At 71.9% G+C, this 16386-nt stretch carries 16 protein-coding genes; 9 read left to right on the forward strand and 7 right to left on the reverse strand.

What is annotated here, in order from left to right:
• Positions 1-176 precede the first annotated feature (176 nt).
• The 3 genes from QQM72_RS02345 to QQM72_RS02355 are packed head-to-tail and all read left to right on the forward strand — an operon-like array spanning position 177 to position 3919.
• The gene (locus QQM72_RS02345) at positions 177-1253 is read left to right on the forward strand and encodes a thiamine ABC transporter substrate-binding protein (RefSeq protein ID WP_314219069.1); all 1077 of its coding nucleotides are present in this window, start codon (positions 177-179) and stop codon (positions 1251-1253) included.
• The gene (locus QQM72_RS02350; protein ID WP_314219070.1) at positions 1229-2899 is read left to right on the forward strand and encodes an ABC transporter permease; all 1671 of its coding nucleotides are present in this window, start codon (positions 1229-1231) and stop codon (positions 2897-2899) included. Before QQM72_RS02345 ends, QQM72_RS02350 begins: the two co-directional genes overlap by 25 nt.
• On the forward strand, positions 2900-3919 hold the full coding sequence (locus QQM72_RS02355) for an ABC transporter ATP-binding protein (protein ID WP_314219071.1): 1020 nt from the start codon (positions 2900-2902) through the stop codon (positions 3917-3919). It abuts the gene before it with no gap.
• Between the two features lie 102 nt (positions 3920-4021).
• On the opposite strand, the gene QQM72_RS02360 is transcribed toward QQM72_RS02355, so the two are convergent.
• The 7 genes from QQM72_RS02360 to QQM72_RS02390 all read right to left on the reverse strand — a co-directional run bounded on the left by QQM72_RS02360 (position 4022) and on the right by QQM72_RS02390 (position 10944).
• A complete protein-coding gene (locus QQM72_RS02360; protein WP_314219072.1) occupies positions 4022-4744 on the reverse strand; it encodes an LAETG motif-containing sortase-dependent surface protein in 723 nt (240 codons plus the stop codon).
• 162 nt (positions 4745-4906) lie between these two features.
• Entirely contained in the window at positions 4907-6034 is a 1128-nt protein-coding gene (locus tag QQM72_RS02365; protein WP_314219073.1) for an LOG family protein, read from the reverse strand.
• Between the two features lie 35 nt (positions 6035-6069).
• Positions 6070-6489, reverse strand: a complete 420-nt coding sequence (locus QQM72_RS02370; RefSeq protein ID WP_314219074.1) for a VOC family protein — start codon at positions 6487-6489, stop codon at positions 6070-6072.
• Between the two features lie 108 nt (positions 6490-6597).
• Positions 6598-8121 (reverse strand): hypothetical protein, encoded by a 1524-nt coding sequence (locus QQM72_RS02375; RefSeq protein ID WP_314219075.1) that lies wholly within the window; start codon positions 8119-8121, stop codon positions 6598-6600.
• On the reverse strand, positions 8103-8846 hold the full coding sequence (locus QQM72_RS02380) for an ABC transporter ATP-binding protein (RefSeq protein WP_314219076.1): 744 nt from the start codon (positions 8844-8846) through the stop codon (positions 8103-8105). The genes QQM72_RS02375 and QQM72_RS02380 overlap by 19 nt, the downstream gene beginning before the upstream one ends.
• Positions 8847-9041: 195 nt before the next feature.
• Positions 9042-10406 carry an aspartate aminotransferase family protein gene (locus QQM72_RS02385; RefSeq protein WP_314219077.1) on the reverse strand — a complete coding sequence of 455 codons (1365 nt, stop codon included), beginning with the start codon at positions 10404-10406 and terminating at the stop codon, positions 9042-9044.
• 19 nt (positions 10407-10425) lie between these two features.
• Positions 10426-10944 (reverse strand): Lrp/AsnC family transcriptional regulator, encoded by a 519-nt coding sequence (locus tag QQM72_RS02390; protein WP_020128673.1) that lies wholly within the window; start codon positions 10942-10944, stop codon positions 10426-10428.
• A 164-nt stretch (positions 10945-11108) separates the two neighbouring features.
• On the opposite strand from QQM72_RS02390, the gene QQM72_RS02395 reads away from it, so the two are divergent.
• From QQM72_RS02395 to QQM72_RS02420, 6 genes are all read left to right on the forward strand, one after another.
• A complete protein-coding gene (locus tag QQM72_RS02395) occupies positions 11109-12566 on the forward strand; it encodes a gamma-aminobutyraldehyde dehydrogenase (RefSeq protein WP_314219078.1) in 1458 nt (485 codons plus the stop codon).
• A gap of 484 nt (positions 12567-13050) precedes the next feature.
• The gene (locus tag QQM72_RS02400) at positions 13051-14244 is read left to right on the forward strand and encodes an ABC transporter substrate-binding protein (RefSeq protein ID WP_314219079.1); all 1194 of its coding nucleotides are present in this window, start codon (positions 13051-13053) and stop codon (positions 14242-14244) included.
• Between the two features lie 121 nt (positions 14245-14365).
• On the forward strand, positions 14366-14740 hold the full coding sequence (locus QQM72_RS02405) for a sortase-dependent protein (protein ID WP_399075643.1): 375 nt from the start codon (positions 14366-14368) through the stop codon (positions 14738-14740).
• The gene (locus tag QQM72_RS02410) at positions 14737-15369 is read left to right on the forward strand and encodes a class F sortase (RefSeq protein WP_314219080.1); all 633 of its coding nucleotides are present in this window, start codon (positions 14737-14739) and stop codon (positions 15367-15369) included. The genes QQM72_RS02405 and QQM72_RS02410 overlap by 4 nt, the downstream gene beginning before the upstream one ends.
• Positions 15366-15866, forward strand: a complete 501-nt coding sequence (locus QQM72_RS02415; protein WP_054239701.1) for an RNA polymerase sigma factor — start codon at positions 15366-15368, stop codon at positions 15864-15866. The genes QQM72_RS02410 and QQM72_RS02415 overlap by 4 nt, the downstream gene beginning before the upstream one ends.
• Complete coding sequence (locus QQM72_RS02420) at positions 15850-16386, forward strand: hypothetical protein (RefSeq protein WP_314219081.1); 537 nt, start codon at positions 15850-15852, stop codon at positions 16384-16386. The genes QQM72_RS02415 and QQM72_RS02420 overlap by 17 nt, the downstream gene beginning before the upstream one ends.

Here is a 16386-nt window from a genome sequence, read left to right on the forward strand (position 1 = left end):
ACAGCGCTGAGAGTGCGGGAGAGTCCGCAGACCCTCTGAACCTTGCCCAGGTCATTCTGGGTAGGAAGTTCGGTCATCACTCAAGCTGTTGCGCCCTGCCCGGGCACCGGCGGAAGCTTCCGCCGGTGCCCGGGCAGGGCCGCGTCTCTTCCTGGTCAACCCCAGGAGGAAATCCAGTGCACACCAGGACGTTCGTGGCCGCGGCCGTCGGCCTCGGCCTCGTCACGCTGTCCGCCTGCGGATCGTCGGACGACGACGGTTCGGCGGCGCAGTCCAAGACCGTCACCCTCGTCAGCCACGACTCGTGGGCCGTCTCCAAGAACGTGCTCGCCGACTTCGAGAAGAAGTCCGGCTACCGGGTGAAGGTCCTCAAGGACGGCGATGCCGGCCAGGCCGTCAACAAGGCCATCCTCACCAAGGACAACCCGCAGGGCGACGTCTTCTTCGGCGTCGACAACACGCTCCTGTCGCGCGCCCTCGACAACGGGCTGTTCCAGTCGTACGAGGCGAAGGGCGCGGACCAGGTCCTGCCCGCGTACCGGGCCGACCAGAAGAAGCACCGGGTCACACCCGTCGACACCGGCGACATCTGCGTCAACTACGACAAGGCGTACTTCAGCGCGCACAAGCTGACCCCGCCCGCCTCCTTCGACGACCTCCTGAAGCCCGCGTACAAGAACCTGCTGGTCACCGAGAACGCCGCCACCTCCTCGCCGGGGCTGGGATTCCTCCTCGGGACCGCCGCGAAGTACGGCGACGAAGGCTGGGCGGACTACTGGAAGAAGCTGAAGGCCAACGGCGTGAAGGTGGTCGACGGCTGGGAGCAGGCCTACAACGAGGAGTTCTCCGGTTCCGCGGGCGGCAAGAAGGCGGGGGCCGACCGGCCGCTCGTCGTCTCGTACGCCTCCTCGCCGCCCGCCGAGGTGATCTACGGGGACCCGAAGCCGGCCACCGCCCCGACCGGCGTCTCCACCGGCACCTGCTTCCGCCAGGTCGAGTACGCGGGTCTGCTGAGCAACGCGGCCAACCCCGAGGGCGGCAAGGCGCTCCTCGACTTCCTGCTCACCGCGGAGTTCCAGCAGGACATGCCGCTCAACATGTTCGTCTACCCGGTGCGGGAGGGGGCCGCGGTGCCGGCGGAGTTCACGAAGTACGGCCCGCAGGCGAAGGACCCGGAGACCCTGGACCCGGCGAAGATCGCCGACAACCGTGACGACTGGGTCAAGTCATGGACCTCGCTCGTACTGAGGTGACCGGGCGCGCGGCCCGCACGGGGAACGCGGCGCGGCTCGGACTCATGGCCGTGCCCGTCGCGTTCTTCGCGGTGTTCTTCGCCTACCCGGTCGCCGCGATCGTCGCCCGGGGGCTCGGTTCCGACGGGGGCCGGCGCTTCGGGCGGCTGTGGGACGTGCTCGCGCAGTCCGACATCCGGCACGTCCTGTGGTTCACCACCTGGCAGGCGCTGGCCTCCACCGCGTTGACGCTCCTGGTCGCGCTGCCCGCCGCGTATGTCTTCGCGCGCCTGGAGTTCCCGGGCAAGCAGGTGCTGCGCGCCGTCGTCACCGTTCCGTTCGTGCTGCCGACGGTCGTCGTCGGCACGGCGTTCCTGGCGCTCGTCGGGCGCGGTGGACTGCTCGACGACCTGTGGGGCGTACGGCTGGACACCACGGTGTGGGCGATCCTGCTGGCGCACGTCTTCTTCAACTACGCGGTCGTCGTACGGACGGTGGGCGGGCTGTGGTCGCAGCTCGACCCGCGGCAGGAGGAGGCGGCGCGGATGCTCGGCGCGTCCCGCCTGACGGCGTGGCGCACGGTCACCCTGCCCGCCCTGGGGCCCGCCGTCGCGGCTGCCGCGCTGATGGTCTTCCTCTTCACCTTCACCTCCTTCGGCGTGGTGCAGATCCTCGGCGGTCCCACCTTCTCCACCCTCGAGGTGGAGATCTACCGGCAGACCTCCGAGATCTTCGACCTGTCCACGGCGGCCGTCCTCACGATCGTCCAGTTCCTGGCCGTCGGCGCGATCCTCGCGGTGCACGCGGGGACCGTACGCAGGCGCGAGAGCGCGCTGCGGCTGGTGGACGCGTCGGTGACGGCGCGGCGGCCGCGCGGCGCCGGGCAGTGGGCGCTGCTCGCCGCAGTGCTCGGCACGATCGCCGTGCTGCTGGTGCTGCCGCTGGCGGTGCTGGCGCAGCGCTCGCTCGACGCGCCCGGCTTCGCCTACTACCGGGCTTTGACCAGCGACGACGGCAACGTCTTCCTGGTCCCCCCGATCGACGCGATCGGCAACTCGCTGCAGTACGCCGTCACCGCGACCGCGATCGCCGTCGCCGTCGGCGGGCTCGCCGCGGCCGCGCTCACCCGACGCGACGCCGGACGGCTGGTCCGCGGCTTCGACGCGCTGCTGATGCTGCCGCTGGGCGTCTCCGCGGTGACCGTCGGCTTCGGGTTCCTGATCGCGCTCGACGAGCCTCCGCTGGACCTGCGCGGCACGTGGATCCTGGTGCCGCTCGCGCAGGCGCTGGTCGGCATCCCCTTCGTCGTACGGACCATGCTGCCGGTGCTGCGGGCGGTGGACCAGCGGCTGCGCGAGGCGGCGGCCGTGCTCGGTGCGTCGCCCTGGCGGGTGTGGCGGGAGGTCGACCTGCCGATGGTGTGGCGGGCGCTGCTCGTCGCGGCCGGGTTCGCCTTCGCGGTGTCGCTGGGGGAGTTCGGGGCGACGGTGTTCATCGCGCGGCCCGACAACCCGACGCTGCCGGTCGCCGTGGCGCGGTTGCTCGGGCGGGCCGGCGAGCTCAACTACGGCCAGGCGATGGCCCTTTCGACGATTCTGATGGTGGTGTGCGTGGTGGCGCTGCTGGTGCTGGAGCGACTGCGGACCGACCGGACGGGGGAGTTGTAGATGCTGCTGGAACTGGAGCGCGCCACCGTGCGGTTCGGTGGGCGGCCCGTGCTCGACGCCGTCGATCTCGCGGTGGCCGAGCACGAGGTGGTGTGTGTGCTGGGGCCGAGCGGCAGCGGCAAGTCGACGTTGCTGCGGGCGGTGGCCGGGCTCCAGCCGCTGGACGCCGGGCGGGTGCTGCTCGACGGGCGCGACCAGGCGGGGGTGCCCGCGCACAAGCGGGAGCTCGGCCTGATGTTCCAGGACCATCAGCTGTTCCCGCAGCGCGACGTGGGCGGCAACGTCTCCTTCGGGCTGCGGATGCACGGCATGCCCAGGGTCCGGCAGGGCGAGCGGGTGGCGGAGTTGCTCGACCTGGTCGGGCTTCCGGGCGCGGCGGGCCGTGCGGTGGCCGCGCTCTCCGGTGGGGAACAGCAGCGGGTGGCGCTGGCCCGGGCCCTGGCGCCGCGCCCCCGGCTGCTGATGCTCGACGAGCCGCTCGGCCAGCTCGACCGGTCGCTGCGGGAGCGCCTGGTCGTCGAACTCCGGGAGCTGTTCGGCCGGTTGGGGACGACCGTGCTGGCGGTCACCCACGACCAGGGTGAGGCGTTCGCGCTCGCCGACCGGGTCGTGGTGATGCGGGACGGGCGGATCGCCCAGTCCGGTACGCCTCTCGAGGTGTGGCAGCGGCCGGCGGACGCGTTCGTGGCGCGTTTCCTCGGCTTCGACAACGTGGTGGAGGCGACCGTCACGGAGGAGGCCGCGGTCACGCCGTGGGGCAAGGTGCCGGTGCCGGCCGGGTCGGCGCAGGGGGCGCGCACGCTGCTCGTCCGGCCCGCCGGGGTGCGCCTGGTGGGCGCGGACGAGGGACTGCGCTGCACGGTCACCGCCCGCACCTTCCGCGGTACCCATGTCGCCGTGCACCTCCAGCCGGAGGGCGCACCGAGGCTGGAGGCGGCGTGCACGCTGCGGGACGCGCCGGAGGTCGGCGGCGTGGTGGGGGTGTCCTTCGACGCGACCGAGACCGTCGTACTCGACTGAGACCGGCCCACCCCGCGGGAGCGTGACATGCGGGTGGCCCGCCCCCCGGAGACAGGGGGCGGGCCACTCGGCTGCGTCCGGCGGGCCGGCCGGGGGTGCGGGTCAGCGGTTGCTGGACCCGCGGCGCCGCATACCGAAGAACACCGCGCCACCGCCGACGGCGACGAGGACCGCCGCGATGCCGACGATCAGACCGGTGTTGGAGCCGGCACCGGTCTCGGCCAGGTTGGACTCCTGGGCCGCGGGCGACGGGGCGTTGCTCGCGGAGGGCGCGGGCGCGGCGTTGTCGCTCGCCGGGGCGGACGGTGACGGGGTGGTCGTCCCGGCCGGCGGCGCAGTGGTCGTGCTGTCCGACGGGGTCGAGGACGGGGTGGTGGAGGGGGTGGTGGACGGCGTGGACGTGTCCTCGGCCTCGCAGGCCTTGGACGGGGTGGTCAGGTTGCCGGGTATGTCCTTGTCGACCAGGATCTTCTTGCCCTTGACGGCCTTGACGTGGATCCGGTACTCGGCGTTCGGCTCCCAGGCCTCGGCGAAGGAGACGGTCACGCCCTTCTGTGAGCCCTCGACCGTCTGTGCCGCGCCGACCTGCCGAAGGTCGGCGCCGTTGTTCTCGAGGAAGACGGTGATGACGGCCGGGACGCCCGTGGGGTCCTTGTCGGTGACGGTGATGACACCCTTGGCGCCGTCACAGGCGGCAGTGGCGGAGAACTCGCTGATGTCGCAGGCCAGCGCGGTGCCGGCGGCGCTGAGCGCCAGGGCGGCGGAGGCGGCGGTGACACCGAGCATGCGCACCGAACGGGCGGCGGTACGGCGGGAAAGGGACACGTTTGTCCTTTACGGGAAGCGCAACTGCGGGGGGTGGAGGGGGAGATGGCGCCCCCGGTGAGCCGAGTGCGTCACCATCCCCAGCAGACTCACAGGTCTATAAGCGTTCCATAAGAAGTGTCAATGCGGGGACCCCTCCCAGCGGCTGGCTTTGCCCGCTTATTAACCACCGAGACGTTTCAACGCCTCCGGAGCCTCCTCGATCCGGTCAACGAGGGCGATACGGGACTCCATCGACCGCTCCCGGGCGAGTGACCGCAAGAGCGGCCAGGCGGGCAGCCGTTGCGTCCAGTGCTCCCGGTCCACGAGCACCATCGGAGTCGGCTCGCCCCGCGACCCGTAGTAGTTGGGCGTCGCGTTGTCGAAGATCTCCTGTACGGTCCCGGCGGCGCCCGGCAGGAACACCACCCCCGCGGTGCAGCGGGCCAACAGGCCGTCCTCGCGGGTGGCGTTGGAGAAGTACTTGGCGAGGTGCGCGGCGAACGGGTTCGGCGGCTCATGGCCGTAGAACCAGGTGGGGATCCCCACCGAGGGGCCGCCGCCCGGCCATGTGGCCCGCACCTCGAAGGCCGCCGTCGCCCAGTCGGTGATCGAGGGCGTGAACTTCGGCGCCTTGGCGAGGAGTCGGAGCGCGTCCGTGAGCATCGCGCCGTCGAAGGGGGCCGCGTACGCGCCGAGGTTCGCCGCCTCCATCGCGCCGGGACCGCCGCCGGTCGCCACCATGAGCCCGTCCCGGGCGAGTTCACGGCCGAGCCGGGCCGCGCCGGCGTAGGCCTCCGTACCGCGCGCCATGGCGTGGCCGCCCATGACGCCCACCACGCGCTCCCCGACGAGGAGTTCGTCGAGCGCGTCGGAGACGGCGTCGTCGTGGATCGAGCGGAGCAGCGAGCCGAATATGTCGCCGTCCGCCTTCGTGCGCTGGAACCACGCGTACGTGCGGGCGTCCGGGGTCGCCTCGTAGCCCTCGTCCAGGGACGCGAACAACTCGTCGGGTGAGTAGACGAATCCGCGGTACGGGTCGAACGGCAGACCCGGTACGGGCGGGAAGACCAGGGCGCCCGAGGCGCGGGACTTCGTGGCCGCCGCCGGCTCCATCGGGCAGCCGAGGAAGACGGCGCCCGAGGTGTCCAGGGCGAGGAGCGCGTCCGTACGGGCCGTCAGGTCGACGGACTGGACGCGGAAGTGGGAGAGCGTGCCGTGGGTGGCGGCCACCTCGTCGAACTCGGCGAGGGACTCGATCTCACGGTCGTGGGAGCCGTCGTACGGCTGGGCGGGTGTCGTCGGATGCACCCGCCCATGCTAGGCAGCGCCGGACGAGCGGTGGGTCAGCTCCCGACGGCCGACGGGTCCATCCACACGACCTCCCAGGTGTGGCCGTCGAGGTCGTCGAACGAACGGCCGTACATGAAGCCCATGTCCTGCGTCTCGCCGCTCGGCGAACCGCCCAGCGCGAGCGCCCTGTCGACGAGTTCGTCGACCTTCTCGCGGCTCTGGGCGCTCAGGGCGATCAGGACCTCGCTCGTCTTCGAGGAGTCCGCGATCTCCTTCTTGGTGAACGTCGAGTAGAACGGCTTGGTGAGCAGCATCGCGACGATCGTGTCGCTGATCACCACGGAGGCCGCCTTGTCGTCGCTGAACTGCGGGTTGATCGTGTAGCCGAGCTCCGTGAAGAACTTCTTCGAGGCCCCGAGGTCGTTCACGGGCAGGTTCACGAAGATCATCTGCTGGTAGGCCGGGGTGGTCATCGGGTCTCTCCCAGGGGATGCGCGTTGCTGGTGTGTGGCGTTCGGTGGGGTAGACCGAGGGGCCGTGCGGAACTCATCGCGGGGCGGGGACCTTCTTCGTGCGCGGCCTCAGCCGGTCAGCGGGAGGGCCGCCAGTTCGGCCACGATCAGGGTGAGCGGGACGAAGAGGGCGAGCAGGGCACCGGTGCGCAGGGCGGCGGCGCTGCGCAGCGTCGTGGCCGGGGCGCCGAGGCGGAGCAGGGCGGCGGTGGTGTCGGCACGGACCTGCCGCGCCTCCACGGCCGCGGTCAGGAGCGTGGCGACCGCGCAGCCCGCCACGACCAGGGCGCCGAGGGTGGTGAGCGGGCCGAAGGCGGGATCGGCCGGGTCGTACAGCGCGGCCATCGTGTACGCGCCGGACGCCACCGCGCAGACCACGCCGAGCGGCTGTCCGATCCGGGCCGCCTCCTGCATCAGGCCGCGGCCCGCGAGGAGACGGAGGGCGCCGGGGCGGGCCGACTGGAGCAGCCGGCCGCAGAGGTGGGTGAGGCCGGGGCCGGCGAGGGCGAGACCCACGGCGGTGAGGGTCCAGCCGACCAGGACCGCGGCGGGGCCGGTGGGGAGTCCGCCGGGGAGCGGGAGGGTGGTGGGGTTCGCGGTGCGGTTCGCGTACGCCTCCACGGCCAGGCCGGCGGCGAGGAGGGCCATGCCCCAGGGGAGGGCGGTGGGGTGGGGCGGTCCCGTCTGTGTCCGGGGCGGTGTCCGTGTCTGCGCCCGTGCCGCGGGGGCGCCGTCGGCGGAGGCCTCCGCTGTGCCGTCGACCAGGGCCGGCGCCGAGGCCGGGGACGTCGAGGACGCCGAGGACAGGACCGTGGTGCCCGGTGTCCCCGGGATGCCGTCCGCCGCCGGGCCGGCCGTCGTGGCGGGGCCGCCGCCCGCGGCCGGGTGGGAGGGCCTGCCGCTCGTCGCCGGGTCGGGAGCCGCCTCGGCGGGGCCGGCCTCCGCGGCCGGGCGCGTCGGCAGGCCGCTCACCGTCCTCGCCCCGAAGCGGCCGTACTCGCCGAACCTGTCGCCCGGCCCTGTTCTGCCGAACGCGCCGAACCGGCCGAACATCCCCGGGGCCGCCCGGTCCGCCACGCGCGCGTCCCTCGGGCGGAGCATCAGGGCCACCGCGAGGGACGAGGTCACCGGGACCAGTGCCAGCAGGGTCAGGGACGCCGGCAACGGGAGGGGCTGGTTCGCGGCCAGGAAGTCGTCTGCCGCTCCGTCGAACGGCATGCCCGTGAGGTCGCCGCGCAGGTGCAGGAAGAGGAGGAGGGCGAGCATGGAGCCGAGCAGCGTCGACAGGGCCGTCGTCATCGCCGAGACGGCCATCAGGCGGGCCGGGCCCAGGCCGATCGCCGCCAGGCCGGGGCGCGGGCGGGTGCCGGGGTCGGTGCGGGCCACCGCCTGGGCGAAGTAGACCGTCGCGGCCAGCGGGACCGCGCACCAGGCGAGGCGGAGCACGGACGCGGCCGGGGCCTCGGGGTGGGTCAGCGCGCGGCCGAGGGTGCACAGGAGCAGGAAGCCGGTGCCCGCCGAGGCCGTCGCCACCAGGAGGCGGCGGAGCTGGACGGCGGGGTGGGCGCTGCGCGTCAGACGGAGAGCGAGCACGCGGCCCCCCGGCCTTCCGGCTCCGTGACCGGCGGCAGATGGACCGTCTTCACCCGGCGCCCGTCCATCAGCGGCACCGTGCGGTCGGCGAGGGCGGCGGTCTCCGGGTCGTGGGTGGCCAGCACCACGGTGATGCCGTGGGAGCGGGCCGCCGTCGTCAGGGTGCGCAGGACGTGGGCCCGGTCCGCGCGGTGCAGGGGCGCGGTCGGCTCGTCCGCGAAGAGGACCGAGGGGGCCGGGGCCAGGGCGCGCGTGATGCAGACCCGCTGGCGCTCGGCCTGGGTGAGCTCGTGCGGGCGGCTCCGGGACCTGTCGCCGATGTCCAGGCGGTCCAGCCACTCCAGCGCGGCGGCCTTGGCCCGGCGGCGGCTGGTGCCGCGCAGCATCAGGGGGAGGGCCGCGTTCTCCCAGACGTTGAGTTCGGGGACGAGGACCGGCGCCGGGTCGATCCAGCCGAAGCGGTTGCGCCGCAGCCGTTCACGGGCCGTCGGGCCCATCGTGTGGACGGGGACGCTGTTGAACCAGACCTCGCCGCGCTGGGCGGGCACCAGGCCGGACAGACAGTGCAGCAGGGTCGTCTTGCCGCTGCCGCGCGGTCCGCTGACGGCGAGGATCTCGCCCTCCCGCACGCCCAGCGAGACACCGCCGAGCGCCGGTGAGCCGTCGCGGTGCGTGAAGTACAGGGAGCGTGCCCACAGCACGTCGTTGTCCGGCGGGGCCTCCATGGGCGTACACCTCGGTTCAGATCTGTGGTTCCCGTGCCAATCCCCCGTGCGGGGGAACGAAGACAGGGCCGATCGGTCACTCGCACGCTAGGCAGCCAGGAGGGGAAGGCCGGACAGCACACGGCCCCGGGTCGCCGTTTCTCACTCGAACGGTCGACACCGGGGCCGGTGTTGATCAGCTGATCAGGCTGACGATCACAGCTTCGTCCACGCCTCCGTCAGCGTCGCGCGCAGGATCTGCTCGATCTCGTCGAAGGTCTCCTGGTTGGAGATCAGCGGCGGGGCGAGCTGGACGACCGGGTCGCCGCGGTCGTCGGCACGGCAGTACAGGCCGTTGTCGTACAGCGCCTTGGAGAGGAAGCCGTACAGGACGCGCTCGGTCTCCTCGTCGTTGAAGGACTCCTTGGTGTGCTTGTCCTTCACCAGCTCGATGCCGTAGAAGAAGCCGTTGCCGCGGACGTCGCCGACGATCGGCAGGTCGTGCAGCTTCTCCAGGGTGGAGCGGAACGCGCCCTCGTTGTCGAGCACGTGCTGGTTGAGGCCCTCGCGCTCGAACAGGTCGAGGTTGGCGAGGCCGACCGCCGCGGAGACCGGGTGGCCGCCGAAGGTGTAGCCGTGCAGGAAGGTGTTGTCGCCCTTGTAGAACGGCTCGGCCAGCCTGTCGCTGATGATGCAGGCGCCGATCGGGGAGTAGCCCGAGGTCATGCCCTTGGCGCAGGTGATCATGTCCGGGACGTAGTCGAACTTGTCGCAGGCGAACATCGTGCCGAGACGGCCGAAGGCGCAGATGACCTCGTCCGAGACCAGCAGGACGTCGTACTGGTCGCAGATCTCGCGCACGCGCTGGAAGTAGCCGGGCGGCGGCGGGAAGCAGCCGCCGGCGTTCTGCACCGGCTCCAGGAACACCGCGGCGACCGTGTCCGGGCCCTCGAAGAGGATCTGCTGCTCGATCTGGTCGGCGGCCCAGCGGCCGAAGGCCTCGGGGTCGTCGCCGAACAGCGGGGCGCGGTAGATGTTGGTGTTCGGGACCTTGTGCGCGCCCGGGACGAGCGGCTCGAAGGGGGCCTTCAGGGCCGGCAGACCGGTGATGGACAGGGCGCCCTGCGGGGTGCCGTGGTAGGCGACCGCGCGGGAGATGACCTTGTACTTGGTCGGCTTGCCGGTGAGCTTGAAGTACTGCTTGGCGAGCTTCCAGGCGGTCTCGACGGCTTCACCGCCGCCGGTGGTGAAGAAGACCTTGTTCAGGTCGCCGGGCGCGTGGTCCGCGAGGCGCTCGGCGAGCTCCACGGCCTTCGGGTGGGCGTAGGACCACACCGGGAAGAACGCCAGCTCCTGCGCCTGCTTGAACGCCGCCTCGGCGAGCTCCACCCGGCCGTGGCCGGCCTGGACCACGAACAGGCCCGCGAGACCGTCGAGGTAGCGCTTGCCCTTGTCGTCGTAGATGTAGGTGCCCTCGCCCCGGACGATGGTCGGGACGGGGGAGTTCTCGTACGAGGACATGCGGGTGAAGTGCATCCACAGGTGGTCGTACGCGGTGCGGCTGAGGTCCTTGGTGCTCACGGTTATCGGGTCCTCACGATTATCGGGTTCCCCACATGTAGGTCTGCTTCTTCAGCTTCAGATAGACGAAGCTCTCGGTCGAGCGCACGCCAGGCAGGGCACGGATGCGTTTGTTGATGACGTCCAGCAGGTGGTCGTCGTCCTCGCAGACGATCTCGGCGAGGATGTCGTACGAGCCGGCGGTCATCACCACGTACTCGACCTCCGCCATGTCGGTCAGCGCTTCCGCTATGGACTCGACATCGCCCTCGACGTTGATCCCGACCATCGCCTGCCGGCGGAAACCCACGGTGAGCGGGTCCGTGACGGCGACGATCTGCATCACGCCCTGGTCGAGCAGCTTCTGGACGCGCTGGCGCACGGCCGCCTCGGAGAGGCCGACGGCCTTGCCGATCGCGGCGTACGGCCGACGGCCGTCCTCCTGGAGCTGCTGGATGATGGCGAGGCTGACGGCATCCAGGTGAGGGGTGCTGCCGTTCCTGGACTCGCGGGAGTCCCTGTGCTCTGCGCTTCGACTGGCCACGGCCTCACTGTGCACGACGTCTCGACCGTTCCGCAAGGCCGAGGCGATGAAATTCGTTGTTTACGTAACGGAGATCTGCGGATTCCGCAGCCGCGACGGGATCGGGGGTGTTGAAAACGTCGGGGCAAGGATTAGTGTGGGTGTCTCAGTCAATGGACACCGAACCTGGAGGGCCGGCAGTGAGCACCGAGCTGGGACGGCTGCGCAAGCTACGCAACTACATCGCCGGCGAGTTCCGGGACGCCGCCGACGGACGGACCACCGAAGTGGTCAACCCCGCGACCGGCGAGGCGTACGCGACCGCGCCGCTGTCCGGCCCCGCGGACGTCGACGCCGCGATGGCCGCCGCCGCCGAGGCGTTCCCGGGCTGGCGCGACACGACGCCCGCCGAGCGTCAGAAGGCCCTGCTGAAGATCGCGGACGCGTTCGAGGAGCGGGCCGAGGAACTCATCGCGGCCGAGGTGGAGAACACGGGCAAGCCGATCGGGCTGACCCGCTCCGAGGAGATCCCTCCCATGGTCGACCAGATCCGCTTCTTCGCGGGCGCGGCCCGGATGCTGGAGGGGCGCAGCGCCGGCGAGTACATGGAGGGGCTCACCTCCATCGTCCGCCGTGAGCCGGTCGGCGTCTGCGCGCAGGTCGCGCCGTGGAACTATCCGATGATGATGGCCGTGTGGAAGTTCGCCCCGGCGATCGCGGCCGGCAACACGGTGGTGCTCAAGCCGTCCGACACCACGCCGGCCTCCACCGTCCTGATCGCCGAGATCATCGGTTCGATCCTGCCCAAGGGCGTCTTCAACGTCGTCACCGGCGACCGTGACACCGGCCGGCTGATGGTCGAGCACCCGACCCCGGCGATGGCCTCCATCACCGGTTCGGTGCGCGCGGGCATGTCGGTCGCCGAGTCGGCGTCCAAGGACCTCAAGCGCGTCCACCTCGAACTGGGCGGCAAGGCGCCGGTCGTGGTGTTCGGGGACCTCGACAGCGCGGCCATCGCCAAGGCCGCCGAGGACATCTCCGTGGCGGGCTTCTTCAACGCCGGCCAGGACTGTACGGCGGCCACCCGCGTCCTCGTCCAGGAGGGCATCCACGACGAGTTCGTGGCCGCGCTCGCGAAGGCCGCCGCGGAGGCGAAGACGGGGCAGCCGGACGACGAGGACGTGCTCTTCGGCCCGCTGAACAACCCCAACCAGCTGAAGCAGGTCTCCGGCTTCATCGAGCGGCTGCCCGCCCATGCCAAGGTCGAGGCGGGCGGACAGCGGGTCGGCGACAAGGGTTACTTCTACGCCGCGACCGTCGTCTCCGGGCTGAAGCAGGACGACGAGATCATCCAGAACGAGGTCTTCGGGCCGGTCATCACCGTCCAGTCCTTCACGGACGAGGACCAGGCGGTCGAGTGGGCCAACGGCGTCGAGTACGCCCTCGCCTCCTCGGTGTGGACCAAGGACCACGGCCGCGCGATGCGCATGTCCAAGAAGCTCGACTTCGGCTGCGTGTGGATCAACACCCACATCCCGCTGGTCGCCGAGATGCCCCACGGCGGCTTCAAGAAGTCCGGCTACGGCAAGGACCTGTCGGGCTACGGCTTCGAGGACTACACCCGCATCAAGCACGTCATGACGTCCCTCGACGCGTAGCGCTCCGCGGGTCGGGCGGGTTGTTCGTCCGGGTTGGTCGTCCGGGGGCCGGGGGCCGGGGCCGAGCCGGTACCGGTGCGGGTGCCGGTTCGGGTGCGGGTGCGCTGTGGCTGGTCGCGCAGTTCCCCGCGCCCCTTGGGGAGTTCGGCTGGGCGTGGGGTTCCCGTGGGCGTCGGGTGGTTCGGCGGTCACGGGGTTCCCGTGGGCGTCGGGTGGTTCGGCGCTCACGGTGTTCCCGTGGGCGTCGGGTGGTTCGGCCGGGGGGTGTGGATTCCCGCGTTTCTCGGGGAGTTCGGCTGGTCGGGGTTTCCCGTGGCCGTCGGATTTCCTGCGTGAGTTGGGGAGTTCGGCCCTCGGTTCCTGGACCGGGGGCCGTTTTCCTCTGTGCTCGTCGGGGCGGTGGTCGACAAGGTGTCGGTTCGCGCGCGGTGTGCTCGACGCTGCGCCGATTGTCCGGGAGTCGGCCCCACGGCATGCTGACGGCGTGCCCCAGACTCCCTCGCTCTCGCGCGCCGTGTCCCGCCGTTCCCTGCTGCGCGCGCTCGGGGGGACCGCCGCGCTCGGCGGGCTCGCCGGCTGCGGGGTGCCGGCCGCCTACGTGCGGCCGGGTGACCGCGCGGGGGCCGACCTCTCGGCCGATGACAAGCGGCTGACCTGGGCGAACTGGCCGCTCTACATCGACACCGACGACGAGGACCCCGACCGGCGGCCGACCCTCGACGCGTTCCGCAAGAGCACGGGCATCGCCGTCGACTACGTCGAGGAGATCAACGACAACGACGAGTTCTTCGGCAAGATCAGCCCCGCGCTGATGAACCATCAGCAGACCGGCCGCGACCTGATCGTCATCAGCGACTGGATGTGCGCCCGGTTCGTACGGCTCGGCTGGGTGCAGGAGATGGACCGGGCCGCGCAGCCCCACGTCACCGAGTACCTCGACCCGCTGCTGCGTTCGCCCGCCTTCGACCCCGGACGCGCGTGCACCGTGCCGTGGCAGTCCGGCATCACGGGCATCGCCTACAACCGGCGGAAACTGGGCCGGGAGATACGCAGCGTCTCGGAACTGTGGGCCGACGACCTCAAGGGGCGGGTGACGCTTCTGTCCGGTCTGGACGAGGCGTTCGCGCTGCTGATGCAGGGCAACGGCGTGGACGTCACGAAGTGGACGGCCGACGACTTCCACCAGGTCTGCGACGAGGTGGAGAAGCAGGTCGGCCGCGGCCAGATACGCCGTTTCACCGGCAACGACTACACCAAGGACCTGGTCAGCGGCGATGTCCTGGCCTGTCAGGCGTACTCCGGCGATGTCATCCAGCTCCAGGCCGACAACCCCGACATCCGCTTCGTCGTCCCCGAGGAGGGCGCCGAACTGTGGGCGGAGTCCCTGATGATTCCCAACCTCGCCCGGCACAAGGCGAACGCCGAGAAGCTGATCGACCACTACTACCGGCCCGAGGTCGCCGCCGAGCTCGCCGCCTGGGTGAACTACGTCTGCCCGGTCCCCGCCGCACAGGCCGTCCTCGCCGACTCCGACGACGAGGAGACGGCCGCCCTCGCGGAGAACCCGCTGATCTTCCCGGACGCAGAAATGCGCGAACACCTCGCGATCGCGCGTGACATCACCTCCACGGAGCGCCTGGACTTCGCCAAGCGGTGGAACGCGATCGCGGGGCTCTGACGGCGGCTCCTTTCGGCCCGCGGGTTCCCGAGCGGGGCTTTGCCATCTCTTTGCAACCCGGTCCCCGGCTGTCTCGTCTCTTCGCTCGATCCGTCAACGGACCGATGAAAGAGAGCGATTCATGCGACTCATGCCGCGAACGGGCCTTGCCGCCCTGGTAGTTGCGGGCACCGCCCTGTTGGTGGGCGCGGCGCCCGCGCTGGCCGACGGTGGGACGCCCACGCCCGGCCCCACCACCGCGGGCCGGAGCGCGACACCGGCCCCCGCCGACGACGGCGCCGACGCTACCCCGGTCCCGGCCCCGACCGAGGCCGGTACCGCTCCGTCCACCGTTCCGAGTCAGGTCGGTGTGGTGCCGCGGGGCGGTGCCGACACCGGGGTCGCGGAGCCGTCCGAGGGCCGAGGCGGGCTGATCGGCGGCAGCGCGGCAGCGGTTGCCGCGGCGGCCGGCACGGGCTTCTACGTCGTACGGCGCCGGAGGGCGACCGGCGCATGAGCCCGCTCTCCAGGCGCGCCCTGATCCTCTCGGCCCTGGCGGCCCCGCTGGTCGCGGGCTGTGCCGGCGACCCGGCCGACCCGGCTGCCCCGGGCGGCGCCGCACGTACGCCGGGCACCTCCGCGGCCCCCTCCGCGGCTCCCTCCGTCCGGGCGGCGCGTCCCCTCGCGCGCTCGGTGCCGGTCGGGCTGCGGATTCCGGCGATCGGGGTCGACACCCCGGTCATGCGGCTGGGGCTGGCCGCCGACGGCACCGTGGGGGTGCCTCCGGTCGAGGAGCACGACCGGGCGGGATGGTACGAGAACTCGCCGACACCCGGACAGACCGGCCCGTCGGTGATCCTCGCCCATGTCACGGTCGGCAGCTACGGGGACGGTGTCTTCCGGCACCTCGACCGGCTGCGCCGGGGCGACCGGATCGGGGCGCGTCTGGAGAACGGCACCACGGCCGAGTTCGCCGTCACCGAGGTGAGGACCGTAGACAAGGCGCAGTTCCCGACCGAAGAGGTCTACGGGAACGTGGACCGCCCCGAACTGCGTCTCATCACGTGCGGCGGCCCGCGGGCCGGCGACGGATACCGCGACAACGTGATCGTCTTCGCCGCCCTGACCCCCGCGGGAGAACGTTGAAACGGCCCTCGCGGTCCCGTGAGAGGGCGGCGTCCGAGTTGTTCGCCGCCCTCTACCCGCGCCTCGCCGGCTGGTGCCGCCGTCTCGTCGACGACGACGAGACGGCGCACGAGATCGCCTCGGAGGCGTTCACCCGGCTCTGGGCCCGCTGGACGGCCGTCGCGGAGCCCCAGGGTTTCCTCTTCGTCACCGCCGCCAACCTGGTCCGCGACCACTGGCGCAAGCTCGAACGCGAGCGCCGGGCCCTGCGCCGGGCCACCGTCGAGGCCGCCGTCGCCCCGCCCGCCGAACCGGCCGATCCCTCGGTGCGGCTGCTCGTGCAGTCCCTGCCCGACCGGCTGCGCGTCCCGATCCTGCTGCACTACTACGCTGACATGCCGATCCGGGAGGTGGCCGTGCTGACCGGGCGCAAGGAAGGAACCGTCAAGGCCGACCTGCACGCGGCCCGCGAACTGCTCCGCGCCCACCTGAGGAGAAGCCTTGATCACACCCACTGACGACTTCGACGACGGCCCGGACCTCGACCCCGACGACCCCCTCACCGTCATCCTGGGGCCCGTCCCCGGCCACCTCGGCCCGCCGCCCGGCCGTTACGAGGAGATCCGCCGCGGCGCGGTCCGGCGCCGGCTGCTGCGTACCGTGGCCGGGGTCGGCGCGACCTGCGGGATCGCCGCGCTCGCCGTCCTGCTGCCGTTGCACCTGACGGCGTCCGACGCGCCCACCAGCCCGGCGGTCCCGCTGGCCCCGCCGTCGGTGAGCGGTCCGTCCACCGTGCCCCCGCCCTCGCCGGTACCGGACACCGAGCGCCCTACCGAGGGGGCCGCGACCCCGGCCCCGGATCCGCGGACGTCGACTGCGCCCGGCGGCACCGCTGTCCCGACCATGGACGGCGACGGCCGTAGCGACTCGCCGGAACCGAGCACGGCGAGCGAGCCGACCACGGCGAGCGAGCCGGGCACGTCCTCGGCGGCGCGGCCCACCCCGTCCGTCGAGCCGTCGGATCGCTCGGCGGAGTGA

This window comes from Streptomyces zaehneri (genome assembly GCF_032248645.1).
Classification (GTDB): Bacteria; Actinomycetota; Actinomycetes; order Streptomycetales; family Streptomycetaceae; genus Streptomyces; species Streptomyces coriariae.